The organism is Paenibacillus sp. 19GGS1-52, assembly GCF_022369515.1.
Classification (GTDB): Bacteria; Bacillota; Bacilli; order Paenibacillales; family Paenibacillaceae; genus Paenibacillus_AQ.
In genome coordinates this window covers 3,958,997-3,981,893 of record NZ_CP059724.1, presented here as the reverse complement: position 1 = coordinate 3,981,893, position 22,897 = coordinate 3,958,997, and the positions used below count along the sequence as shown (strand labels likewise).

Here is a 22,897-nt window from a genome sequence, read left to right as displayed (position 1 = left end):
AGGGTCGGAATTATAAATTCCGCCCTTGTTTTTTTGTCTAATTAAGGAAACTCCTCTAAAATAAAGTTTGTTATCGTCCGATATAATACTTCATACAGAATGCGTATAGATGAAGGGACGAGAGAAAATGTCAATTGTGATGCAGGCTGAACGTCGAATATTGATTGCACAAGAGTCTAAAAATGGAAGTTATACCCTTTTTGAGAATGAATTAACTCACAAGCGAAATAAAATAATGGCCTATTTAATTTTACTGATCTCGGTATTGGCTACACCATTACTTACTATACAAGAAGGTATGACAACCGGTATTGTAACTGCAATAATATGCATTGTTACGAATATAGTATTTTTCGGTGCATTGAAGATGCGAATAGGTACCCGGCAGATTCCATACATAATGGTCGTAGTGTCAAGTATATTAATGATCTACGTGAATTTCACTCAACCCAATCTCATTTCTTTACTCACTTTTGCTGTGTTGTTAGCACTTTATCCTGTCTATAAACCACTGCTGGTATACGGAATAATCAGCTTTATACAGCTGAATTATTTTATTGTGCATCCTGGTACTAATGACTTCCCACCCTATATATGGGCTGATAATATCAAGCTCTTCTTACCGATGGTTATCGTATTTATGCTATCTTTCCTTTCACGTCAGTTAATTAAGAATGTATATGAACGAACTGTAGCATCAGAACAATCACATCAAAATGTCGAGCTTCAACTGGAGCAAATGAAAATATCAATCGATGAGATGGGTATATTTAACCAGAAGCTGCAAAAAAATGTTCGGATCACCGGGGATATCACCAGTGAATTAACCATCGGCTTTACTGAAATGAGCAAAGGGATTGAGAGTCAAGCCATAAGCGTAAGCGATATCTCCAGTGCCATTGGAGGTACAAATGAGGCTATTGAGTTTGTGGCTGAGAATTCAATTACGATGCGTGAATTGTCCAATAATTCAGCTATTTCCGCAGGAAAGGGGAATGAGCAGATCATAGAGTTGTCGAATAACATCAGTGAAATTCGCCTCATGATGGACGGTATCGTGAATGAGATGGATGAGTTGAGTGAGCAGAATCGCAGTATTGGCACGATTGTCGATACTATTCAATCTATCGCAGCAGAAACGAATCTTCTTGCGCTGAATGCGGCTATAGAAGCTGCACGTGCAGGAGAACAAGGGCGTGGCTTTGCAGTAGTCTCCGCACAAGTTCGAAAGCTGGCAGAGCATTCCCATCAATCGGCTGATGAAATCTCCGGTCGTCTAGGAGGCCTAGGACTAAAGGTTGTACACTTATCTTCCTTGATGGAACGGGGGAAGCTTATGATTGAATCCAGTGAAGCTTCAGTAAAACAATCAGAGCAGGTCTTCCGCGAATTATCCGAAATAGCATCACAAGTAGTGAAGCAAGCCAAAGAAGTAGAAGAGAAATCAATGCATGTGCGTAATTCCTCTAGTGTGATTGGAACTGAGGTTGATTCCATCTCTGCCATTACAGAGCAATCCAGTGCAGCTTCCCAGGAAATACTCGCCAGTGTTGAGGAGCAGAAGCTGATTGTAGACGAGGTTGTCGCCGGCTTTGATCGATTGGACCAGCTAATTGAGAGTTTACAGACTTTGTCCGAGAACACAATAATTGTGTAGTGATCAGCAGATGAGCAGTTTTACACTAAGCGGACAGTTTAAGGTCTGCTTTTTTTACATAGACTATTGCAATATACACAATACCGAGTATAATACTTGGTATAAACAAATTAAGGAGTCGGTGCACATGTCAGTCGATGATTATCTGGATCTCTTAAATTATGCCAAAACAATTAACGATGGACAGTGGCAGGCTGAACTCATCGAGAGTTTGAAGAACTTTGAAGTGGTTACTGAAGCACAGAATAGGGAAGCGAATATCAAGGAACTCTGGACACGGTTTGATGATATAAATGTCATACTGCTGGGGTTATTCGACAAACTGAAGGATAATGAGGAATCAGAGGAACGATATCGGTGGAAAGAGCAGATATGGGAACTCAAGATGGAACGAATCATAATAGCAAAGAAAATTCAGGACAGATACATTAAGATCAGCTAAGCAACATAAAACGAGATTAAAGCCTAGAAAAACAAAAAAATGGCATGCAGTTAGTCTACTCTGCCAAGACTTGCGAATATTTCTAGAAAGTGAATATTGCGGATTCACTTGAAAATAAAGACAAATGATTATTTAGACATTTGCATTCCTTCACGCATCATTGTCATGCACATTTTTTCCATCATATATTCCACCTCCTCTTAATAAACTTCAGTAGATCTTCTAATTTACTATATTTACCTGAAAGATTCAATACGAAATTAAGGCAGCTCCCTTTATTTAATAGAAGGGCTGCCTTTTTAATATGAAGATTATAGAATTATATCTAATATTTTATATAAATTGATCATGTTTGTACTTTATCATAATGAAATAAACAGATCATACGAGCGCAAGGAATCATTAGGAACAGTGGAATGGAATTCAGATTTTTATTCCAAGTTTGATCCAGTCGGTTGACCAGTTGCTGATTTCTCCTAGTATGGGTGCCAAAGCGGTTCCTTTATCCGTAAGCGAATATTCAATACGAACAGGCATTTCAGGATATACTGTACGTTTGATAATTCCCTCACCCTCTAGTTCCTTTAAACGGTCAGATAACACTTTACCACTGAGATTGGACAAACAATTTTCAATTTCACCAAAACGATGCGGACCTGTCATAAGTACGAAAACGATCAAGGCAACCCAACGTTTACTGAGCATATCGACCGCTTTTTCAAAGCGTGGACACATTTCAAAGTCATCCATTTCTATCACCTCTGCATTCATTATATCATAAACTTACATAAAGTAATTATGAATATTTAAATATATGTTCTAACTTGACGAACTTATATTACAATGTTAAACTAACTTACAAATAGTTACTTCACCCCGGAAATTAGCTGATAAAGCTTTTTCATAATATCACTACTAATAGATGAACCTAAGGATGGTGCACTCATGATTAAACCTGAGATTGTCTCAATACTGCAGAATAAAATTAAACGAATCACCATGAATGATTCCACTAATATATTAGTTGGCCCGATTACGTTACCGGTAAATCTGGACGGGGAGACCGTTACTTTTAAATGGTACAGTTGGCTTAAGGCAACAGAGGAGGATCTATTTCCTAGTGATAGTCAGGAAGCCACAGCGGCACTCATCTCACGGTTGTCTTCACTCAATCTTGCCGCAGGGCAGCAGTCCAGCGTATTAGTGTACGGTGATTTTGAAGGCTCGGATGAAGCATTGATTCGGATGCACAGCATATGCCACACCGGAGATATTTTTGGCAGCAAGCGTTGTGATTGTGGCTTCCAGCTACATCAATCAATGAAAATGATCGTTGACAACGGCTCAGGCGCTTTATTCTACTTAGCGAACCATGAAGGAAGAGGCATTGGCCTTTTCAGTAAAGCGATGGCTTATATTTTGCAGGAAGAAGGTTACGATACAGTAGAAGCTAATCTTGAGCTTGGCTTCGCTGATGATGTAAGAAACTATGAGGATGCGATAAGTGTACTGCAGCATTTGCGCCAGAAACCAGTAACCTTGATCACTAATAATCCGAAGAAAATGGATGCCTTAAGGACTGCGGGGATGAATACAGTGAAAAGAGTTCCGTTATGGGGAGATGTTTCTTCCTTTAATGAGAAATATTTGCGGACTAAGGTCGCACGCTCGGGGCATTTGGAGGTAGTGAAGGACACGGATTTTTTAGAGAATATTAAAATTGTATAAACGATCTGGAATTTAAGTAGTAGTTCTTTTGCAAGTTGTACATTATAATGGGTTACTGAACACTAATCTTAGTTTGAGCGAGGTACTCTATGAATGCAATTCAAGTGCAGGACTTGCGCAAAACATTTAAAGTCCAGAAAAACCGCGAGGGCCTCAAAGGGGCCTTCGCTGATTTGTTTAAACGGGAATTCACAGAAATCACGGCAGTGAAGGACATTTCGTTCACCATTCCACAGGGTGAGATCTGTGGGTATATCGGTGAGAACGGGGCCGGTAAATCTACAACGATCAAAATGCTCACAGGCATTCTGGTACCAACCTCCGGAAATCTGTCGGTGGGTGGTTATGTTCCGTATTTGGAACGTGAAAAGTTCGTACGTAACATCGGTGTAGTATTTGGACAGCGTAGTCAGCTGTGGTGGGATATCGGTGTCATTGAATCGTTTCAACTGCTGCGCAAAGTGTATCGGGTGTCGGAACAGGATTTCAAGAAACGCTTGGATGAGCTAGTGGAACGGCTGGAGCTGCAGGAATTGCTGAACCGTCCGGTACGTAAGCTCAGTCTTGGTCAGCGGATGCGCTGTGAGCTAGTGGCGGCTCTTTTGCATAATCCATCTATTCTGTTTCTTGACGAGCCAACGATTGGTCTGGATATTGTGGTGAAATCGGAAATTCGGCAATTCCTTAAAGATATGAACCGCGAGCATGGCACAACCATTCTGCTTACGACACATGACCTGCAGGATATTGAGGCTCTGTGTTCACGGGTTATTATGCTGGATGATGGGCGAATTATTTATGATGGCGGGCTGGAGGATCTGAAGCAGCGCTGGGGAACCGGCCGTGAAGTACTGTTTCAATTCGGGAATCCTACAAAGCTGGAGCAGCTAGAGCATTGGACAACAGGTATGCCGGTGGTTTGGTCTGCTGAGAATGATCTTGGTGCCAAGGTCTGGATTCCGCTCGACCTGAATGTCTCGGATGTACTGGGACGAGTTGTAGGACAGGCTGATATTACAGATATCAAAATCATTGAAACGAATACAGATGATATTGTCCGCAGCATCTATCAATCCGGGTCCGCTGAGAAGCCGGACGAAATGGCAGCAGCTCTGAAGGATGAAAGAGAGGCTCTTCATGTCTGACAAGCTTGAAACTGCAGTGTCTTCATCGGCAGGAGGTTCGTCAGCAGGAGGACCTCAGGAAAGCAGTCGCAGATTGCTAATGGGCGCTTATCTTGATTTTATCCGCATTCGGTTCCTGACCATGCTTGCTTACCGGGTTAACTACTACTCAGGGATTTTAATCTATTCTCTAAATATTGGTGTCAACTATTTTACCTGGATGGCTATATACGGAAAAGGTGAGTCTCTCGGTGGGTTCAGCGCAACGCAAATGACATCCTATGTAGCCGTATCGTGGATGGCGCGGGCCTTTTATTTTAACAATCTGGATCGTGAGATTTCCACAGATATCCGTGATGGCAGTATCGCCATCCAGTTCATCAGACCCTACAACTATGTGCTGGTCAAAATGATGCAAGGACTCGGAGAAGGTATCTTCCGTTTCATGCTGTTCATGATACCTGGCATGGCTATTGCTATGCTGTTGTTTCCGGTGCAATTACCAACAGAGCTCTCCGCCTGGGTGGGTTTTCTCGTGATGTTATTTTTCAGTTTTCTGATTAACTCGCAGATCAATGTCATTACAGGACTATCCGCGTTCTTTGTGGAGAATAATGAAGGCATGATGCGGATGAAACGTGTTGTTGTCGATTTGTTCTCTGGTCTGGTCGTACCGATTAGCTTATTTCCGGACTGGCTGTCTTCTGTACTTAAGTTCTTACCGTTTCAAGCCATCACTTACCTGCCGGGCTCTGTATTTACAGGACGAGTACAAGGCGTAGGGATATGGAATGTACTAGGTGTTCAGGTCTTCTGGTTCCTGGTGCTCTTGATTCCAATTATCTGGCTAAACCATGCGGCGCGGCAGCGTCTGTTCGTGCAGGGAGGATGAGGTAGGTTTGTATTATTTCGGATTAATCAATGAATATCTTAAGAACTACATTAAGTCCCGGCTCACTTACCGTGCCGATTTCTGGGTGGAGGTCATATCGGATCTGCTGTTCCAAGCGACCAACTTTATATTTATTCTCGTAATCTTTATGCATACAGACAGTCTCGGCGGCTGGAATCAGAATGAAGTGGTGTTTGTCTACGGCTTCTTTATGGTCCCCTTTGGGATATTCAGCTGTTTCGTGAATATGTGGGGCTTCAGTGAGCGTTATATCACTAAGGGAGAGATGGACCGAGTTCTGACTCGTCCGGCGCATAATTTATTCCAGATCCTGTTGGAAAATATAGACCCACCTTCCTTGTTCGGCTCATTAATTGGCCTCGTGATTATGGCTATTAGCGGGGCGAATCTCGGACTTCCGTTTGAATGGTGGACTATCCCGGCTTTAATCGTGCTCTCATTGAGTGCGGTGGCCATTTATACCGGTATTTATACAACGTTGACATCCCTCTCCTTCTACTCGGATGCTCCGACCGGAATCCTCCCGTTGATGTATAACATCCAGACCTATGGACGTTATCCGGTAACGATCTACAACCGGGCCATTCAGGTGCTGCTGACCTGGGTTATTCCGTTTGCGTTCGTTGGCGTGTATCCGGCTGCACTGTTTCTGCACCGTGATGAGATGAAGGGAATGGCTCTATTGACGCCTGTAGTTGGCGCGGTATTTCTAACCATTGGCTTACTTGCATGGAATTATGGGGTGAAACGGTATAAGGGAGCGGGCTCGTAACCATAAGCTTTACTCTTTGAATAAATAGGCAGTCTAAGAACCTAACCGTTCTTGGACTGCTTTTTTTCATTCCTGAATAGTGGTGGTAAAATATAATAAAACGTTGTTTAGGACATCTATGAATTCGTCCATTCGTTATCCATAATAAAAGTATGCACTAACCATTAGCAGGAGGATATATGAAATCATATCTAATAGGTGTTGATCTCGGTGGAACTAATATCAAAGCAGCGATTTTCGATGAAGAATTCAAGGCCATACAAGAGCTCTCTATTCCCACCGAAGCCTCGGCAGGCTCTGCACATGTGCTGGCCCGTATAAGAGAAGCCGTACATCTCCTAACGGTAGGAACGAACATTACACTGGATCTGGTTAAGGGTATGGGGATCGGGATTCCTGGACTCTTAGATCCAGTGGCTGGTATTTCTATTTTTTCACCAAACTTTCCAGACTGGGATCATGTGCCGATTATTGATGAAATGAAGCGCTACTATGATTTTCCTATTTATATCGATAATGATGTTAGGGTTAATCTTTATGGGGAGTGGCAGCATGGTGCGGGCAGAGGATACGCTAATCTGATATTGATTACCCTGGGTACCGGTCTCGGCTCTGGGATGGTGAGTGATGGTAAGGTGATCTATGGCACGTCCTACAGCGCTGGAGAAATAGGGCATATGAATATGTATAGAAGCGGGCGGCCTTGCAAGTGTGGCAGCTCCGGCTGTTTGGGCAGATATGTATCCGCAGTAGGCATGGTTAACACCTTAAAAGAGAAGCTGGTTGAGGGCGGAAACAGTATTATAGAGAAATGGACTGAGGGGCAGCATGAGCGAATTACCGCATTAATGATCTCGGAAGCCTATGATCGAGACGATGCCTTGGCGATTGAGGTAATGCGGGAGACCGGGGAAATGTTGGGGTTTGGTCTAGCGAACGTTATAAATATGTTCAATCCTGAACTGATCATTGTGGGCGGAGGAATGGCAGCGGCAGGAGATCGGCTGCTTAACACCGTGCGGGATACTGTGCAGCAGCATGCGCTAAGTCTATCCAGCAGCAGGTGCAGCATTGTTCAGGCGGAACTAGGCAGTCAGGCGGGAACACTGGGTGCTGCGTCTTTTGCGTGGAAGAAGATGAATGAGAAGTCAAATGTATAGTTGTAGAATGAGCAGTACATAGGCAACAAAAGATAGGAGAAATCTGACAGTACTTTTGGACGAAAGTGAGACCAAACCGGGCATTTGTACATATGCTGGTGAAGTGAATTAAATTGGTCTTGGGAGGGTTCTTGATATGTACTGGGTTAATCCATATTGGAATAGAACAATGTTTACACCCGTTTGGTCGGTATCACTGGTTGAAGCCCTAAATTTAATCAAAGAAGCGGTTCAAGGAGAACGGAATGATGAGTTATTCTATGATGAACTTATCAAACTAGCTCCAACCCCTGAACAAGCAGCTATTATCAAGTCAATACGCGATGATGAACGAGGTCATAATCAAATGTACCGCGGGATTTACAGGGAGATCACCGGTCAGGAAATCACGGGTATAAGCAATGAACAATATCAACGGGTTGAATCGTATACGGAAGGATTGCAGCGGGCGCTACAAGGTGAATTGTCAGCCGTTGAGAAATACCGAAAAATATGGTTTGGACTCCCTGTGGGGATTTATCGTGATACTGTTTACGGGATTATTTTAGATGAGTTGAAACATGCCAGTAAATACAATTATTTATTTACTTTGAATCATCATAAAGATTAAGTGAAAAATTGCGCTCAAGAGAATTGTACTCCTGCACTTGTCACATGATATGCTATACAAGAAGAAACGGCTTTGCTGTCCTTTATATGGACGGCACCCGTTTCTTCGAGAAATATAAGGATAAATTATCGTGTGAACAAATAAATTTATTCATTTCAAATAAAGTGCGGGAGGACAAAGATGAAACGAGATATTCAAAATGTACCTTATGGCTACGAACCGCCGGCTGAACAGCGTAAAGGGACTTTAATATATTACGATTCTTTTGAGCATACGACGGACTTCGAGTTGGCGATTGCAGCTAAGACAGCGGCTGACCGCAGGTTCACAAAGTTTGTGTTATATCCACTGCATGAGGAAACCGTGCGACGGATGACGAAGGAGCCTGTTCAGTCTTATTATAAAAGAGAAGAGCGGCTGCATGAATGGAAACGGGAGCAGGGCCAATCGTTCATTACAGTGGAAAATCTGGAAGGGAAGCGAAAAAAATATACGCCCCTCGATTCTGCACTGCGTCATATTACCGATGTATATCCCTCTCCCTATTTTCTCTATTTGACACCCGAGATGGCTAGCCAGTTCGCAGCGTTTTCCTCCTTTGAAGATTGGATTGTGAAGCTGCGCTTAATACTCACAGCCACTCCCGCCAAAATCCACCCTCGTTTAGAAAAGTTTCGACATCGCTGGGATGTTGTTGGGGAAGAGTGAGCTTAAAGGCCTCTTCTGACATTATCTTGACCGGTCGTTCAAGATAATATATAGTAATACATAGTAGCAGAAGGAGTTGAGAAGAATGGCTCGACATAAGGAATTTGATCAGGAGAAAGCGCTCGAAAGTGCGCTGGATTTGTTCTGGACAAAAGGGTATGAACGGACCTCAATACAGGATTTGTGTACGGAACTGGGCATTCATAGAGGTAGCTTGTATGACACTTTTGGGGATAAGTATGCGCTATTTGTGGCTTGTCTGGACCGTTTCCAGCATAATTCACAAGAAAAATATTATTCGATTCTAACCGAAGAGGGACCCACTAAAGAGCTCTTGGAGCGTTTCTTCGGCAAAGTAATTGATAGCTCCATGAACAATGATACGAAGCGTAGAGGTTGCTTTATGACCAATGCTGCGATGGAGGTTGCTGCAACCGATCCTGTGATTTCGGGTAGAGTAGAGGCCTATGCGATTCATGTGGAATCATTATTTTACCAATTTCTGCTGCGTGCTCAGAAGAATGGCGATGTTAAGGGGAAACACAATTTGCGTGAACTGGCCCGTTTCTTGGCGAATACGAAGCAGGGGCTGCATGTAATGGGGAAGACTGCCCCTGACCGCAGTGTATTAGAGGATGTCTGCAAAGTCGCACTATCTGTCGTTGTTTAATTTTTTTTGGTTATATCTTGAACGATCATTCAAATATTATCTGCATTATTATGAAGTGGGAGATGAATTAGATGAAAAGAATGTTATGGGTGATGCTGATGATGGCCTTTGGAGCTACGTTTACTTCACCGTTGTTTCCTTTGTATCAAGAGCATTTTCATTTGACAAGCTTGGAGATTACCCTATTATTTGCGGCTTACGCGGTCTGCCTGTTGCCCTCATTACTCATTGTCGGTTCTAAAGGTAAATCGTGGGGCCTCAGAAAAGTACTATTAACGAGTGTACTTCTTTCACTGGTCGCTACGTTTCTATTCATGTTTGCGAATCAAGCTTGGATGCTCTATGCTGCGAGAATGCTGGAGGGGATTGCATACGGGGCCTTTACGGGCGCTTCAGCGGCCTTTCTATTTCTTAAGAGTCCTGCGGAAAAAAAGGGGTTGGCTTTAACATTGTTGGGAGTTACAATCCTGGTCGGTTTTGGACTAGGACCGGCGATTAGTGGATTAATGATCCAATATGCAGGTTATCAACCCCTTCGTCTGCCCTTTGTTCTGCTCAGTGTACTGTTGATTAGTGCGCTGATAGCTCTGTTCACGCTGACTGAGGATTCTTCCGCAAAAGAGGGGATAGCTTCACCTAAGATTACTCTCGGTATTCCCAAGGAAATTTCCCCGCATTTTTGGTCATTTATCGGCTTGTCGATCTTTATGGTCTTTACGCTTAACGGCATTGTGCTATCCTTAATTCCTTCCTTCACAAAGAATGTAATTCATAGCTCCAATCTGTCCGTCTCGGGTCTGCTAATTCTACTGTTGCTGGGAGGCGGGGCCATCGCCCAAATGGTCCGTAACCCCCGAAACGAGATGACAAGAATTCGGATAGGACTAATCATGCTCCTGATTGGGTCGTGCTTTACAGTGTTGTCCGGAGAAACAGGGAAGTTGTCGCTACTATGGATTGGAATCTTCATTGAAGCGATTGGTGGGGGCTGGACCTTTCAGGTGAGCCTGCGTCTAGCCGGAAATCTGCCTAAGCCCGAAGAACGCGCACAGGTTATTTCCACCTATTATCTAGCAGGATATTCCGGATTTATTGTACCTATTGTAGGTGTTGGTGGCCTGACCTTATTCTTCAGTCTCAATACTGCACTTATAGTTCTGAATGTCCTTGGTGCACTTGTCATTATCTACATTCTCGCTTATTCAACCCGATTTCAGAAATATTACGCGAAACATAAGGATAAGCTACTCTATACTTCCACACGTTGAGTCAACCCCATGTTAGTGACTGCTTCCCTGCTTGCGTCTGTAGGTATACATTTTCCATTGATAATGGATAAAGCAGCCGATGCAGAACCCGAGGATTGCTACAGTAGCCGCAACAGCAACCAATGCCGTGAAAATATAGGCAGCGATCGTCCACCCGGCAATAAAGCTGACCAGACCTGCCGTAAGACAGAAGACGGCAATGCTCTGGTTAAATTGCTGCTGCTCCGCATCTTCAAGCAGGTAGGCACACCGCTCTTTTGTCAGAAATTTCGCGCCAAGCTTGATAACCGGGTTATATCCAAATACAAGACCAAGTACTCCAGCGGCCAGCGGCAGGGCGAGAATCCAATATTGACCGGTGAGCCATGTTAATAATACGGAAATTACAATAAAGCCTTGATTGGTCTTAACTAACGGTCGGGGAATTCCTTTAGAACCTTCACTCATTTAATTCACACCTATCTTATTGGTTTAGTTATAGTATAGCGAGCGTATGAGTTTTTGGGAAGGATTATGAGAAATATTCAAATTTAAATTAAAAAACGTTGACATCGTTCAATACATTATGGTTTCATTATGTAGACCGATTGTTATAATGCCAAGAAGGAAGTGTCAAGCTTGTCAAACAAGCCGAATGCACGCGAGGCGATTGTAGATACTGCTTCAAGATTATTTTTCACACAAGGCTATCATGCTACGGGCTTGAACCAGATTATTAAGGACAGCGAATCACCCAAGGGTTCCCTGTATTATTATTTCCCTCACGGCAAAGAAGAACTGGCTTTAACGTGCATCACGCGCACCAGTGAAATTGTCGCTCAGAAGCTCAGATATCATGTGGAGAATAGCGCAAATATTGTGGAAGCGATGAAGGATTTTATTCTGGGAATGGCCAAGGATGCTGTAGAATCCTCCTTCAAGGGAGTTGTTCCGTTCAGCTTCTGGTTAGCAGTAGAGACGTCTTGCATCAGTGAGGAGCTACGGACTGCGTGTCAGGCTGTCTTTAAAGACTGGCAGGATGTCGTGAGGCAGAGTCTATTGAATGCAGGCGAAGAGCAGGGGGCTGCTGCAGATAAGGCTTCCGTTGTGATCTCCTTATTTGAAGGGGCGCTGCTGCAGGCGCTGACTTATCGGGATGAACAGCCATTGCTGGCTGCAGCGAGGCTTATCCCTGTTCTACTGGGCTAGACAGAGAGAAAAGAGAGAAAAAACACATTTTCAGGAGGATATTAGAGTGGATGCTACCGTACAAGGACAACAAAAGACCGAGGAAATAAAGTTCAAAACCCTTCCTATTCTAATCTCTTTACTGTTGGCAGGGTTTATTGGAATGTTCAGTGAAACGGCGTTAAATGTGGCATTATCTGATCTTATGAATGTATTACAGATTACACCGTCCACCGCACAATGGTTAACTACGGCCTATCTGCTCACCCTAGGGATTCTGGTTCCGATATCAGGATTGCTGCTGCAATGGTTCACGACGAGACAGTTATTTGTTGCCGCCTTATGTTTCTCTATAGTAGGCACTTTTCTGGCCGCTGTCTCACCGAATTTCGAGTTTCTGCTGACGGCAAGAGTGGTTCAGGCCATGGGAACAGCATTGCTGCTGCCTCTGATGTTTAACACCATTCTAGTGATTATACCTCCTGCCAAAAGAGGCGCCGCCATGGGCTTAATCGGACTGGTTATCATGGTTGCACCAGCAATTGGTCCGACGATTGCCGGGCTGCTGATTGAGAGTCTTAGCTGGCATTGGATATTCTGGCTGTCGCTGCCTTTCCTTGTGATTGCGCTGGTATGCGGCATTCTCTTCATGCAAAATGTCACGAAGGTGACGAAGCCGAGAATCGACGCGCTCTCCATTGTACTTTCTTCCTTGGGGTTTGGCGGAATCGTGTATGGTTTCAGTAGTGCGGGTGGAACTGAAGGCTGGGGAACCCCTAAAGTTATTATTCCCATTATCATAGGCGTCGTTGCACTGGCGTTGTTTGTCTTCCGTCAGGTGACAATGAAGCAGCCCATGATTAATATGCGCGCTTTTAAATACCCGATGTTCGTTGTTGGTGTGGTGATGGTCTTTATCGCGATGATGGTTATCCTGTCCTCCATGCTGATTCTTCCCATGTATCTCCAGCAGGGTCAAGGATATACGGCTTTCAAGGCAGGGTTACTGTTGCTGCCCGGCGGATTAATTAACGGATTGATGTCTCCGCTTATGGGACGTTTGTTCGATAAATATGGTCCCAAATGGCTTGTTATACCAGGCCTGATCATTATTGCCGTATCGTTGTGGTTCTTCTCCAGCATCACTGCTACATCGACAGTTGTTTTCGTAATTGTACTGCATAGTGCGCTCATGATCGGTGTGTCGATGATCTTCATGCCGGCTCAGACGAACGGAATTAATCAATTGCCAATGGAGTTGTATCCTGATGGAACGGCAATTATGAATACACTACAGCAGGTTGCAGGTGCGATTGGCACCGCGCTGGCGGTCAGTATTATGACTGCCGGAACGAACAGCTTTTTGAAGGGGGTAGCTGATCCTGAGGACCCTGCCAATATGTTGTCTGCGTTCACCAATGGTGTGCAGAATGCCTTTATTTTTGGGATGATCGTATCCATTGTAGGCCTTGTGGTTGCTTTCTTCCTTAAGCGTGTCATTGTTTCCCACAAAACACAAAGCTCCATGCATTAATGCTGCAATTATATGCATGATCGAGAACACATCCGCACTGCGGATGTGTTTTTTTGAGGATGGATAGGGTAAACGTCACAGGCATAACTTGTTTCAGCTTCCCTCAATTCGTCCAAACATAAGTGTAACCTTTTGCTGCTAAAGACTGTCTAATAAGAAGACAATAAGATATCATCTCTACGAGGAGGCAATATGAAACAGTATAATTTATCGATATTGAATTTGAAAAAGGGAGCATTGCTCGGCATAGCAATTGCTCTAAGTTCAGGGGTAGTAGTTACCTCAGTAGGCTCGCAACCTGCTTATGCCGCAACCGCACCAAATTCTTCAGCCGTTTATAAACAGTTTCAGAAATATTTGCAGCAACCGGTCCAGCTTATCCAGGCACGCAATTTTTTAATTAATCATATTGATGAAGCTGGAGTTTGGTATGCGACTCTAATGACCCTACAGCTGGAGAATGCGCAAAAGGCAGAGCTGTCTGACTTTTCGGACAAGCTATATCCGGATAACGTCCAGAAGGCGATCGGCACAGCGTTTTCCAAAAATGGACTGACTTATACTGGCCTGCTTAAAGCGATCAAGGACCCCAAAATTCGTGTTATATTAATTGAAGGCCGTGACAAGGGCTACAAGATGGAGACCAGTGAGGGAATGTATTATCCAGTGATGCATTACGAAGGCTATAAAGGCTTTAAGCCTTATATTAAGCAGGATATTGCCTCTTATATCGACATTATGGCGAAAGAGTCCAACCGCCCAAGTACATATGATGCAGGAATTGTAATTAGCTGGGATGAGGTCATTTCCAGAACGCTAGCCATGGAGACCTTTGTGCGAAAATATCCCACTTCCAATCGCGTTGCCACTGTTAAGCAGGAGCTTACTTATGCGGTTTCCCGCCTGTTTTACGGGACCGACAATACACCGGCGTATGACTATGATCAAAAGAAGCTGGATCCTGAGCTGAGACAGGCCTATGAAGATGCTTTGACCAAGGGCATAGGAAATAGTAAGCTTTTGGCAACTATAAAAAAGCTGCTTATCATGCTGGATAGTACAGAGAATGAGTTCACGCCAGCGATTGACAAGTTTCTAAAAAACGAGGGGGCATAGATTGTTGAAGCTGCTACCAAGGAGAATAAGATTTATACTTCTAGCTTTTGCGCTGATTATGGGGTTGAGCTACATGATGACCGGACATGCGGGTGCTGCGTACACGGGGTCATCCGTAGATAAGGCGCTGCAACAGATACAACTTACAAAGAAGCATAACCTGCCACAGGGCTTCGTCTATCTGGAAGAAATCATTCCCACTGCGCAATATGAAATTCGTTATTATGGTGAAAATAATTTCACTGGACAACGAGTTACTGGATATCATGCCCCATTGGCAATCTTTACACGCGAAGCAGCAACTGCCCTTAAGGCTGTAAGTGAGGATCTGAAACAGAAGGGTTATCTCCTGAAAATTTATGATGCCTATCGCCCGCAAAAAGCAGTAAATAACTTTGTTAACTGGTCTCAAGATGCCAGTGATATCAAGATGAAACAGCAATATTATCCGTTGCTGGATAAACGAAATCTATTTAAGCTGGGCTTCATCGCCAAAAAGTCCGGACACTCCAGAGGCAGCACGGTGGATTTAACCATAGTTAATCTCAAAACAGGCGCTAATGTGGATATGGGCAGCCCTTATGATTTCTTCGGGAATATCTCCTATTATGATACAAGCCTAATTAACAACACCCAGAAGGCGAACCGTGCAATCCTTAAAGCAGCCATGGTCAAGCGGGGATTTAAGCCCTATACGAAGGAATGGTGGCATTTCACACTACTTAAGGAGCCTTATCCCAATCAATATTTCAACTTTAATATCGAGTGATGCGATTCTATTGCATATTATTGAGTTTAATGTTTAATATAGGAGTATTACATGATGTAAGCGTGCATACTGATTCTTAAATACAGAAGAGGAGGATTGGATTTGATGAGAAGAATCTCAGCCTTTGTCCTAAGTATTCTGTTATTGACGATAGGTTCATGGATACCGGCGCAAACGGTCTCCAGTGCCGCAAGCAATATGAATGTTATCTTGAATGGCCAGTCCCTGAAATTTGAAGATTCTGCTCCCTATCTTAGTGGCTCTACGGTGATGATCCCGCTTCGAGAGACTGTAGTTGCATTGAAGTATATAACCTCCTACCAGAAAGCTACGGATACGATCCAGCTGAATAGTGTTCAGAATAAGATTTCCTTCAAGTCTGGCGGGCAAGACCTCATCCTTAATGGCGTGAAGGTCTCGTTTAAAGAGAACACCGTTGTCCGACAGGATCGCGTCTACGTTCCATTATCTTTTTTCGCTGCACTTGGTTTAGTAACAGCCTATGATGCAGGGACTAATCAAGTGGAAGTGTATACGCCGGATGTAACTGCGGGAGTAATCGTTGGATTGCTCGCAGCAGGAAAGTATCAGGAGCTAGAGGATCGTTACTTTGATCCGGTAATGAAGCGGGCAATCTCCATTCCTGTAATCCAGCAGACTTGGGAGAATATATCGACTCTAGGTGGGAATTATCTTGGTCTTAAATCTACAGTAAGCAGTCGGAATGAGGAAGGAATGGTCCTGCAAAGCGTACTTTCTTTCAGTGATTCGGAGGCTTCATTTGAGATTAGACTGAACAACTCTGCTGAAATTACTGAACTGCGAATCATACCTCTACCAGTCAAACTGCCATAACCTATACACCTTAACAACAGACTATGTTTATGCTCCATAAGGAGCAAAGCATAGTCTGTTTTGTTTGGTGAAATTGAGAAAATTAAAATTTATAGTTTATTGTTGACAAACGAAGTATTCTGCAGTAAATTAATCAATGAATTAAACAGTGAATTAATCAATGATTAATCATTAAAAAACATCTCAGTAATTAAGGAGGGATACGATAGAAGGATGAACAAAACAGATAACAATGCAGATCATTCAGACAAGGATACCAAGCAGACTATTTTAAATGCCACAGTTAGACTGATTAGAGAAGATGGACTTCAATGTGCAACACTGCGCAAAATCGCTGCTAAAGCAGATACCAATATAGCGTTGGTTAATTATTATTACGGGTCTAAAGATAATTTGCTCTCTGATGCCGTACGAGTCTTGTTATCCACGTTCGATGATGCTTTTAAAGCGCTTGAAGATCTGTCCTTATCGCCTAAAGAACGGTTAAAACAATTTTTTATTGGTTATATTGCCAATCTGGAACAGTATCCCGGACTAGCCAGACAGATGATTGATCAAGGCCATAATATTCTGGCTTCTCAGGATGAGTATACCCGTTATGCCAAAACAATGAGAATGAAGCATATGCATGCTGCTTTACGAGAAATTACGAATGAGCAAGACGAAGTGAAGCTAAGGATGATGATGTTGCAGTTGTACGGCGCGATTATTTTTCCTTTAACGATGAGTTCCTGCTCACCGGGAGCACAAAATAAGCTTGAAACTAGCTTTCAATTCCCTTCCATTGAAACCCAAATTGAGGCGTTGTTCGAGCATTATTTTTATAAATATAATATATAGAGAAAAGAGTGGAGATTTGGATGTCAAAAACAATAAATGAGAAAAGCGCAGTGGCAGAACAGCCATTTTCTCTAAAAGCCATTTTGCCCCCGCTGTTGGCTATTATCGTAGGTATGATCATGGTTATCCTAGACGGGACTGTTGTAAATGTTGCGGTACCTAAGCTGGTGGAATATTTCTCAACAGATCTCAAGACGATTCAATGGGCGATTACGGGCTACACTCTGGCATTGGCAGCAGTAATTCCGCTTGCAGGCTACATGACAGACCGCTTCGGTTCGAAACAAGTGTTTCTGACCACTGTAATTATGTTCGTATTAGGTTCCATGTTATGCTCGGTTGCTCAGACCTCGACACAGCTTATCTTATTCCGAGTCATTCAAGGCTTGGGCGGCGGTATGGTCGCTCCAATCGGGATGGCAATGGTCTTCAAGTTGGCACCTGCAAATCGAATGGGCTCCATTATGGGCATGCTCGGCATCCCGATGCTGCTAGCACCAGCACTTGGCCCGATTCTGTCAGGCTGGTTGGTGGAGTATGTTAGCTGGCACTGGATTTTCCTGATTAACTTACCTATCGGTATTGTAGGTATCATCCTTGGGGTTAAATATTTGCCCAAGACTGAGAAGAAGGGCAAGACGCATCTCGATTTACTAGGTATGATTCTGGCTCCGATTGCTTTCTCTATGCTGGCCTATGGCGTTAATGAAGGCGGAGGAACCAGTTGGTCTTCCACACCGGCTATAGTCGGCTTATCCGTCGGAGGCGTGGCACTTATACTCTTCGTTATCGTAGAGTTGCTTCATAAGCACCCGTTATTGGAGCTGCGAGTGTTCAAATCATCGGATTTCACTCGCGGAATCATCTTGTTATGGGTTACACAAGCGGCATTATTTGGTTCGATGTTGTTCGTACCGTTATACCTGCAGCAGATTCGTCATTACACGCCGCTGGAGACGGGTCTGATCATGCTTCCTCAAGCGCTTGCTTCCGGTATTGGCATGCCGCTCGGAGGACGATTGTTTGATAAGATTGGTGCACGTCCGCTGGCCTTTGTCGGTTTAGGTATCATTTCCACCGCTTTGTATCTACTATCAGGCATTACGATTGATACGAGTCTTCCTATAGTCATGATGAGTCTGGTCCTCATGGGACTTGGAATGGGCTTGTCCATGATGCCATTGAACACACATGTACTGAATTCCGCACCACGTGAATGGGTTGGCCGTGTAACTCCACTGACAGCGGCTGCTCAGCAGGTTGTCGTATCCTTTGCAGTAGCAGGAATGACTGGTTATCTGACCAGCCAGATTGCAGTACACATGGGTGCATTGACTAAAGGAGGCAATCCATTGACAGCTGCGGTTCTGGGCTTTAATGATGTATTCTTCCTGACTTCCTGCATAGCTGCGGCTGGTGTTATTATCAGTCTCATCCTGCGCAGACCGAAAGTGGCTGATACACCTCTTCCTAAAGACGGTAAACAGCCTGATCCAGCGATGATGATGGGACATTAATCCATCTGCTGACATCTAAGGAACAACAAGCCGCTCCAGCATTTTTGCTGGGGTGGCTTGTTTGTGTTTTACCTTCGGAATGGAATAAACCCTGGATTCCCAATATAAATCTACACTAAATACGCTCCGGCTCTTCGGAGATCCGTGAAAAGGAGATTTTCCCTAATAATTCGGAGGCTATTATACCCAACAGAACAAGTGCCGCACCAGTGTAGCCTTGTATTGACAGCTGTTCTCCTGCGAACCAGTAACCGAATAGGGCTGCGAATACTGGCTCGAGCGAGAAGATTAACCCAGTACGGGTGGGTGAGGTATATTTCTGGGCAACCGGCTGCAGGATGAAGCCGCAGGCACTGCATAGAATGCCGAGCGCCAGAATTGCAATCCAGCCCGGCAGGGTGCTGGGAAGTGAAGGAGTCTCGAATAGGGTGGACAACACTAAGGCAAAACCACCAGCGAAGCCTAACTGCAGGATGCCGATCGTAAGAGAATCGCTGGTCTTTACGGCTTTACCGGTGACCAGAATCTGCACGGCATAGAATACGGCTGCCAGAATACAGAGAAAATCACCTGGCTGGATTGTTAAGGTAGCGTTTAACGTAAGCAGGCCTATTCCGGCAATCGCCAGGATGGAGCCAAAGACTTGCGGGGGAGCGATTCTCTTTTTGAATACGAGTACATCGATCATAGGTACAAAAATTACAGTCAAAGCCACCAGAAAACCGGCATTTGAGGTAGTGGTGGTCTTAAGGCCGAACGTGATACAGGTGAAGACACCCAGCAACAGGAAGCCTAGTAAGGCTCCATATTTCAAAGTTCTGGCATCCACACGTCTCAAGCGATTATGGAATAACACTGCAGCTAAACAAAAAGCAAGCCCAAAACGCAGCGCGATCAGATTGAATTCACCCAGCGTACCAAGCCCCATTTTCATAAATATGTAGGACGAGCCCCAGAATAAGGTTACAACTAACAACATTAGCTCGGCTTTGAGCGGTTTCATCTCACGTCATCATCCTTCTATAATTCAAGTAAATACAGTATAATATCCACGGTTACATAAGTTAACTGAATGTTTATGATAGGAAACATGAGCCATTCTCATGTAATGAAGAAAAGGGGAGTATTAGCTTGAGTATCAATAAGTACGAGGTTTTTCTGAAGGTAGTTGAGCTTGGAAGCTTGACCAAAGCCGCAGAAGTGCTAGGTTTCACCCAATCCGGAATTAGCCATACGATCAGTAGCTTAGAGTCGGAATTCGGCTTCTCGTTGCTGGTTAGAAACCGGTCAGGTGTTAAATTAACGGTAAATGGGGAGCAGGTGCTGCAGCCTATCCGTGAAATTCTGAAATGGAATGAGCAGTTAAAACAGGCAGTCGCCGATATCCATGGGCTGGAGATTGGAACGATTACGATTGGTACCTTCACCAGTGTATCCGTGCATTGGCTACCAGGCATGATCAAGCAATTCCAAAGTGAGTATCCACATATTGAATTTAAGCTGCTGGAAGGCAGTTATTTGGAGATTGAACAATGGATAGAGGGTGGCGTGATCGACTGTGGCTTTATTTCATTGCCGACCCGTGAGAAATTCGAGGTATTTCCTTTGAAAAAAGACCGGATGCTGGGAATTGTTTCGCTAGAGCATCCCTTAAGCAAAGAGCCTTTTCTCTCTTGGGCACAGATGGCAGACGAGGATTTTATTGTCCAGAAGACAGGATCGGATTATGATATCCGCCGAGTGCTGGAGAAGGCTGGTATCAAACCCAAGATCAAATTCTCCGCAGGGGATGATTATGCGATTATGGCGATGGTGGAGAAAGGGCTGGGAATTAGTATTTTGCCTGAATTGGTCTTAAAGCGTCAAAATCACAATATAACTGCACTTGAATTGGAGGACCGCAGTTTCAGATCGCTCGGAATTGCTGTGAACTCGATGAAATATGCCTCCCCCGCTACTAAACGTTTCCTGAAGCATGTGCAATCATGGTTGGAGCTTAATCCTTGAGCTACCCCCTGAGTGTTTCTTCTTCATGATGACGTAGTAATGGGTAGAACAACACCGGAGGTTCATACAATGTTTAACAATGAGAACCATACATGGGCAATACGATTTAGAAGCCGCGAAATGCAGGCATTAGAAGAAGCAATCGACATCTTTGGACCGAGTGTTCAAGCGCTTGTCAGACGCGTGCTATCCGGTGCTGGTAGCTCGGAGGATGTGGAAGAATGTGTGAGCGACGTGTTTTGGGCAGCGTGGCACGACATTGAAAGCTATGACGAAAATCGCGCCTCTTTTAGGACGTGGCTGCTCGTGCTTACGAAGTATAAGGCACTGGACCTAAGGCGTAAACTTATACGACGCTGTGATGAAATAACGATGTTAGGTGAAGTAGCGGAAATAAGGAGTCCGTATTCCACCGAGTATCATGTTATTTCTCGTGAATCGAGTCGGGAGCTAATCGGTTTTGTACGAGGGATGAGTGAGCCGGACCGCAGTTTGTTTTGGCGTAGGTATTTCTATTACGAAAGCTTGGATGAACTGGCGGCGTTGTTCGACCTTTCTAAGAAAGCAATCGAAAGCCGACTCTATCGGTGCCGTTTGGCACTTAAGCAGAAACTAGGGCTGACAGAGACTGAGACAAAGACTGAGACAAAGGAGGCGTTGAATAATGGGAAATGAGGAAAAGATCAATTTTGCGTGGATTGACCATCTTGATGCAGAAGTAGCAGAGTTTGAATGGGTTAAACCAGAGAATTCCAATTCCCTTCTCTTAGTAGAAGAAGATCTCGCCGCAATCGCGCGTATTAAGGTTCGTACGATCACCCGGTTGCAGCAAGAAAAAGTAGCTGTATCCTTAATTCCCATTGTTTTCTCCCCTCGCCGCCGTCGCAAAGTTATAGTTGCAGCTGTTGTTGCCATTCTACTTGTTGCGTTTGGGGTATTTTCCACTCCGGCTGTGCAGGCTGATTTAATAAAAGTTCTACGCTTCTTCCCTGGCCTTGGTGCAGTGGAGGAAGGCAATCTTACACAGTTGACGTATGTCTTGGAGAAACCTTACGTGCGAGTGATCGGCAGCGGAAAGCTTACTGTCGACAGCATCGTATTACAGCCACACGTTGCAACGATTACACTGCGCGGTGTACAGACACCTGAGATTAAGGAATTCAAAGCCGAAATCGACGGTCACACATACACATTTATCTCTTCTACTCGTTCATCCTCAGGAGGAGACTGGTTCGGCCAATACAGCCCTTCAAAAGATATACAGGTGCCTGAAGCAGACACAATCACGTTGAATATCAATGGTACAACCCTAGGTCCATTAAAGCTAGTTGCTTCGAAAACGGCCGACGACATTGAACATCTTGGTTCAAGCAGCGTGCAACAGGATGTAAGGGTTACCGCATTTCCAACTAGACTCACGGATGGGATCATCCGTGTACAACTCATCTCTAAGCTACCACAAGCAAGACTTACAGTTCACTCCTATGGAGTATCTCCCCTCGTGACAGATACTGGCTTATATATTGAGGATGCGAATGGCAAGAAGGCCAATCTGGTTAAGTCGGATACATTAACGTTTCCGTCTGATTTCCGCTTCCACGAAATACCTGATGGAGTGGCACCATACACGATCGTTATCCCCTTCATCGAAGTGTCTGATCCCGAAGCTAGTCCCGAAGAAGTGTCAATACCAATCCCGAAGGTTGGCGTTGAACATAACATCGACATTCCTGCTGAAATCGGTGGCTTTCCGATCCATTTTACCCATATCAAACGTACTGGAGAGACAAGTGTCAGTGTTGATGTCGACGTACAGTTTGATCTGACGAAACCGCAGGCACTGGAGTACTTTTTGATTCGTTATCCGGGCTCGGAATTTAACGATTCGTTTAGCAGGGAGAACGTCAATAAGACGTCTGCCGTGATGAAGACGCTCCAGCTTCAGACAAAGCCTGAGCAAACGTCGCTTATATTTTCGCTGACCGAACCTCATTTCTTGATCAAAGGGCCATGGAGACTGCCGTTAAACCTTGAATAGGT

24 protein-coding genes are annotated in these 22,897 nt (G+C 44.3%); 21 read left to right on the top strand and 3 right to left on the bottom strand.

The window, feature by feature from the left end; all coding sequences use genetic code 11:
- Positions 1–127: 127 nt before the first annotated feature.
- Positions 128–1,657, top strand: coding sequence for a methyl-accepting chemotaxis protein (locus tag H1230_RS18605; protein WP_239711408.1), 1,530 nt, complete (start codon positions 128–130; stop codon positions 1,655–1,657).
- Positions 1,658–1,784: 127 nt separating this feature from the next.
- The gene (locus H1230_RS18600; RefSeq protein WP_239711407.1) at positions 1,785–2,099 is read left to right on the top strand and encodes a hypothetical protein; all 315 of its coding nucleotides are present in this window, start codon (positions 1,785–1,787) and stop codon (positions 2,097–2,099) included.
- 423 nt (positions 2,100–2,522) lie between these two features.
- Here H1230_RS18600 and H1230_RS18595 read toward each other — a convergent pair whose 3' ends face one another.
- Positions 2,523–2,849, bottom strand: a complete 327-nt coding sequence (locus tag H1230_RS18595) for a catDE operon transcriptional regulator CatR (protein ID WP_239711406.1) — start codon at positions 2,847–2,849, stop codon at positions 2,523–2,525.
- A gap of 195 nt (positions 2,850–3,044) precedes the next feature.
- Between H1230_RS18595 and H1230_RS18590 the strand changes: the two genes are divergently transcribed.
- The 9 genes from H1230_RS18590 to H1230_RS18550 all read left to right on the top strand — a co-directional run bounded on the left by H1230_RS18590 (position 3,045) and on the right by H1230_RS18550 (position 11,052).
- On the top strand, positions 3,045–3,827 hold the full coding sequence (locus H1230_RS18590; protein WP_239711405.1) for a GTP cyclohydrolase II: 783 nt from the start codon (positions 3,045–3,047) through the stop codon (positions 3,825–3,827).
- 89 nt (positions 3,828–3,916) lie between these two features.
- A complete protein-coding gene (locus H1230_RS18585; RefSeq protein ID WP_239711404.1) occupies positions 3,917–4,972 on the top strand; it encodes an ABC transporter ATP-binding protein in 1,056 nt (351 codons plus the stop codon).
- A 79-nt stretch (positions 4,973–5,051) separates the two neighbouring features.
- The gene (locus tag H1230_RS18580; RefSeq protein ID WP_239717405.1) at positions 5,052–5,843 is read left to right on the top strand and encodes an ABC transporter permease; all 792 of its coding nucleotides are present in this window, start codon (positions 5,052–5,054) and stop codon (positions 5,841–5,843) included.
- A 7-nt stretch (positions 5,844–5,850) separates the two neighbouring features.
- Complete coding sequence (locus H1230_RS18575; RefSeq protein WP_239711403.1) at positions 5,851–6,636, top strand: ABC transporter permease; 786 nt, start codon at positions 5,851–5,853, stop codon at positions 6,634–6,636.
- 179 nt (positions 6,637–6,815) lie between these two features.
- A complete protein-coding gene (locus tag H1230_RS18570) occupies positions 6,816–7,796 on the top strand; it encodes an ROK family protein (RefSeq protein ID WP_239711402.1) in 981 nt (326 codons plus the stop codon).
- A gap of 136 nt (positions 7,797–7,932) precedes the next feature.
- The gene (locus H1230_RS18565) at positions 7,933–8,406 is read left to right on the top strand and encodes a ferritin-like domain-containing protein (RefSeq protein WP_239711401.1); all 474 of its coding nucleotides are present in this window, start codon (positions 7,933–7,935) and stop codon (positions 8,404–8,406) included.
- Between the two features lie 180 nt (positions 8,407–8,586).
- Positions 8,587–9,114 (top strand): hypothetical protein, encoded by a 528-nt coding sequence (locus tag H1230_RS18560; RefSeq protein WP_239711400.1) that lies wholly within the window; start codon positions 8,587–8,589, stop codon positions 9,112–9,114.
- 85 nt (positions 9,115–9,199) lie between these two features.
- On the top strand, positions 9,200–9,784 hold the full coding sequence (locus H1230_RS18555; protein ID WP_239711399.1) for a TetR/AcrR family transcriptional regulator: 585 nt from the start codon (positions 9,200–9,202) through the stop codon (positions 9,782–9,784).
- Positions 9,785–9,855: 71 nt separating this feature from the next.
- Positions 9,856–11,052: an MFS transporter gene (locus H1230_RS18550; RefSeq protein ID WP_239711398.1), complete on the top strand. Its 1,197-nt coding sequence runs from the start codon at positions 9,856–9,858 to the stop codon at positions 11,050–11,052.
- Between the two features lie 12 nt (positions 11,053–11,064).
- Here the strand turns inward: H1230_RS18550 and H1230_RS18545 are convergent, their stop codons facing one another.
- A complete protein-coding gene (locus tag H1230_RS18545) occupies positions 11,065–11,499 on the bottom strand; it encodes a DUF4395 domain-containing protein (RefSeq protein WP_239711397.1) in 435 nt (144 codons plus the stop codon).
- Between the two features lie 171 nt (positions 11,500–11,670).
- Between H1230_RS18545 and H1230_RS18540 the strand changes: the two genes are divergently transcribed.
- The 7 genes from H1230_RS18540 to H1230_RS18510 all read left to right on the top strand — a co-directional run bounded on the left by H1230_RS18540 (position 11,671) and on the right by H1230_RS18510 (position 18,850).
- The gene (locus H1230_RS18540) at positions 11,671–12,240 is read left to right on the top strand and encodes a TetR/AcrR family transcriptional regulator (protein WP_239711396.1); all 570 of its coding nucleotides are present in this window, start codon (positions 11,671–11,673) and stop codon (positions 12,238–12,240) included.
- An 85-nt stretch (positions 12,241–12,325) separates the two neighbouring features.
- On the top strand, positions 12,326–13,753 hold the full coding sequence (locus H1230_RS18535; protein ID WP_239717404.1) for a DHA2 family efflux MFS transporter permease subunit: 1,428 nt from the start codon (positions 12,326–12,328) through the stop codon (positions 13,751–13,753).
- Positions 13,754–13,945: 192 nt separating this feature from the next.
- Complete coding sequence (locus H1230_RS18530; protein WP_239711395.1) at positions 13,946–14,869, top strand: hypothetical protein; 924 nt, start codon at positions 13,946–13,948, stop codon at positions 14,867–14,869.
- Between the two features lie 4 nt (positions 14,870–14,873).
- Positions 14,874–15,638: a M15 family metallopeptidase gene (locus H1230_RS18525; protein ID WP_239711394.1), complete on the top strand. Its 765-nt coding sequence runs from the start codon at positions 14,874–14,876 to the stop codon at positions 15,636–15,638.
- A 105-nt stretch (positions 15,639–15,743) separates the two neighbouring features.
- The gene (locus H1230_RS18520; RefSeq protein ID WP_239711393.1) at positions 15,744–16,493 is read left to right on the top strand and encodes a stalk domain-containing protein; all 750 of its coding nucleotides are present in this window, start codon (positions 15,744–15,746) and stop codon (positions 16,491–16,493) included.
- Between the two features lie 213 nt (positions 16,494–16,706).
- Positions 16,707–17,333, top strand: coding sequence for a TetR/AcrR family transcriptional regulator (locus H1230_RS18515; RefSeq protein ID WP_239711392.1), 627 nt, complete (start codon positions 16,707–16,709; stop codon positions 17,331–17,333).
- 20 nt (positions 17,334–17,353) lie between these two features.
- On the top strand, positions 17,354–18,850 hold the full coding sequence (locus tag H1230_RS18510; protein WP_239711391.1) for a DHA2 family efflux MFS transporter permease subunit: 1,497 nt from the start codon (positions 17,354–17,356) through the stop codon (positions 18,848–18,850).
- A gap of 115 nt (positions 18,851–18,965) precedes the next feature.
- Here the strand turns inward: H1230_RS18510 and H1230_RS18505 are convergent, their stop codons facing one another.
- Positions 18,966–19,853, bottom strand: coding sequence for a DMT family transporter (locus tag H1230_RS18505; protein ID WP_239711390.1), 888 nt, complete (start codon positions 19,851–19,853; stop codon positions 18,966–18,968).
- A 128-nt stretch (positions 19,854–19,981) separates the two neighbouring features.
- Here H1230_RS18505 and H1230_RS18500 point away from each other — a divergent pair, with 128 nt between their 5' ends.
- From H1230_RS18500 to H1230_RS18490, 3 genes are all read left to right on the top strand, one after another.
- Entirely contained in the window at positions 19,982–20,857 is an 876-nt protein-coding gene (locus H1230_RS18500) for a LysR family transcriptional regulator (RefSeq protein ID WP_239711389.1), read from the top strand.
- A gap of 69 nt (positions 20,858–20,926) precedes the next feature.
- Positions 20,927–21,532, top strand: coding sequence for a sigma-70 family RNA polymerase sigma factor (locus H1230_RS18495; protein WP_239711388.1), 606 nt, complete (start codon positions 20,927–20,929; stop codon positions 21,530–21,532).
- Positions 21,522–22,895: a DUF4179 domain-containing protein gene (locus H1230_RS18490; protein WP_239711387.1), complete on the top strand. Its 1,374-nt coding sequence runs from the start codon at positions 21,522–21,524 to the stop codon at positions 22,893–22,895. The genes H1230_RS18495 and H1230_RS18490 overlap by 11 nt, the downstream gene beginning before the upstream one ends.
- Positions 22,896–22,897: the final 2 nt, after the last annotated feature.

Bases quoted from the DNA above. Each gene is read 5' to 3' on its own strand.
- H1230_RS18570 (WP_239711402.1), top strand. From the start codon at position 6,816: ATGAAATCATATCTAATAGGTGTTGATCTCGGTGGAACTAATATCAAA.
- H1230_RS18520 (WP_239711393.1), top strand. From the start codon at position 15,744: ATGAGAAGAATCTCAGCCTTTGTCCTAAGTATTCTGTTATTGACGATA.
- H1230_RS18530 (WP_239711395.1), top strand. From the start codon at position 13,946: ATGAAACAGTATAATTTATCGATATTGAATTTGAAAAAGGGAGCATTG.
- H1230_RS18595 (WP_239711406.1), bottom strand. From the start codon at position 2,849: ATGGATGACTTTGAAATGTGTCCACGCTTTGAAAAAGCGGTCGATATG.
- H1230_RS18605 (WP_239711408.1), top strand. From the start codon at position 128: ATGTCAATTGTGATGCAGGCTGAACGTCGAATATTGATTGCACAAGAG.
- H1230_RS18545 (WP_239711397.1), bottom strand. From the start codon at position 11,499: ATGAGTGAAGGTTCTAAAGGAATTCCCCGACCGTTAGTTAAGACCAAT.
- H1230_RS18555 (WP_239711399.1), top strand. From the start codon at position 9,200: ATGGCTCGACATAAGGAATTTGATCAGGAGAAAGCGCTCGAAAGTGCG.
- H1230_RS18600 (WP_239711407.1), top strand. From the start codon at position 1,785: ATGTCAGTCGATGATTATCTGGATCTCTTAAATTATGCCAAAACAATT.
- H1230_RS18490 (WP_239711387.1), top strand. From the start codon at position 21,522: ATGGGAAATGAGGAAAAGATCAATTTTGCGTGGATTGACCATCTTGAT.
- H1230_RS18515 (WP_239711392.1), top strand. From the start codon at position 16,707: ATGAACAAAACAGATAACAATGCAGATCATTCAGACAAGGATACCAAG.
- H1230_RS18585 (WP_239711404.1), top strand. From the start codon at position 3,917: ATGAATGCAATTCAAGTGCAGGACTTGCGCAAAACATTTAAAGTCCAG.
- H1230_RS18505 (WP_239711390.1), bottom strand. From the start codon at position 19,853: ATGAAACCGCTCAAAGCCGAGCTAATGTTGTTAGTTGTAACCTTATTC.
- H1230_RS18550 (WP_239711398.1), top strand. From the start codon at position 9,856: ATGAAAAGAATGTTATGGGTGATGCTGATGATGGCCTTTGGAGCTACG.
- H1230_RS18565 (WP_239711401.1), top strand. From the start codon at position 7,933: ATGTACTGGGTTAATCCATATTGGAATAGAACAATGTTTACACCCGTT.
- H1230_RS18495 (WP_239711388.1), top strand. From the start codon at position 20,927: ATGTTTAACAATGAGAACCATACATGGGCAATACGATTTAGAAGCCGC.
- H1230_RS18590 (WP_239711405.1), top strand. From the start codon at position 3,045: ATGATTAAACCTGAGATTGTCTCAATACTGCAGAATAAAATTAAACGA.
- H1230_RS18510 (WP_239711391.1), top strand. From the start codon at position 17,354: ATGTCAAAAACAATAAATGAGAAAAGCGCAGTGGCAGAACAGCCATTT.
- H1230_RS18560 (WP_239711400.1), top strand. From the start codon at position 8,587: ATGAAACGAGATATTCAAAATGTACCTTATGGCTACGAACCGCCGGCT.
- H1230_RS18580 (WP_239717405.1), top strand. From the start codon at position 5,052: ATGGGCGCTTATCTTGATTTTATCCGCATTCGGTTCCTGACCATGCTT.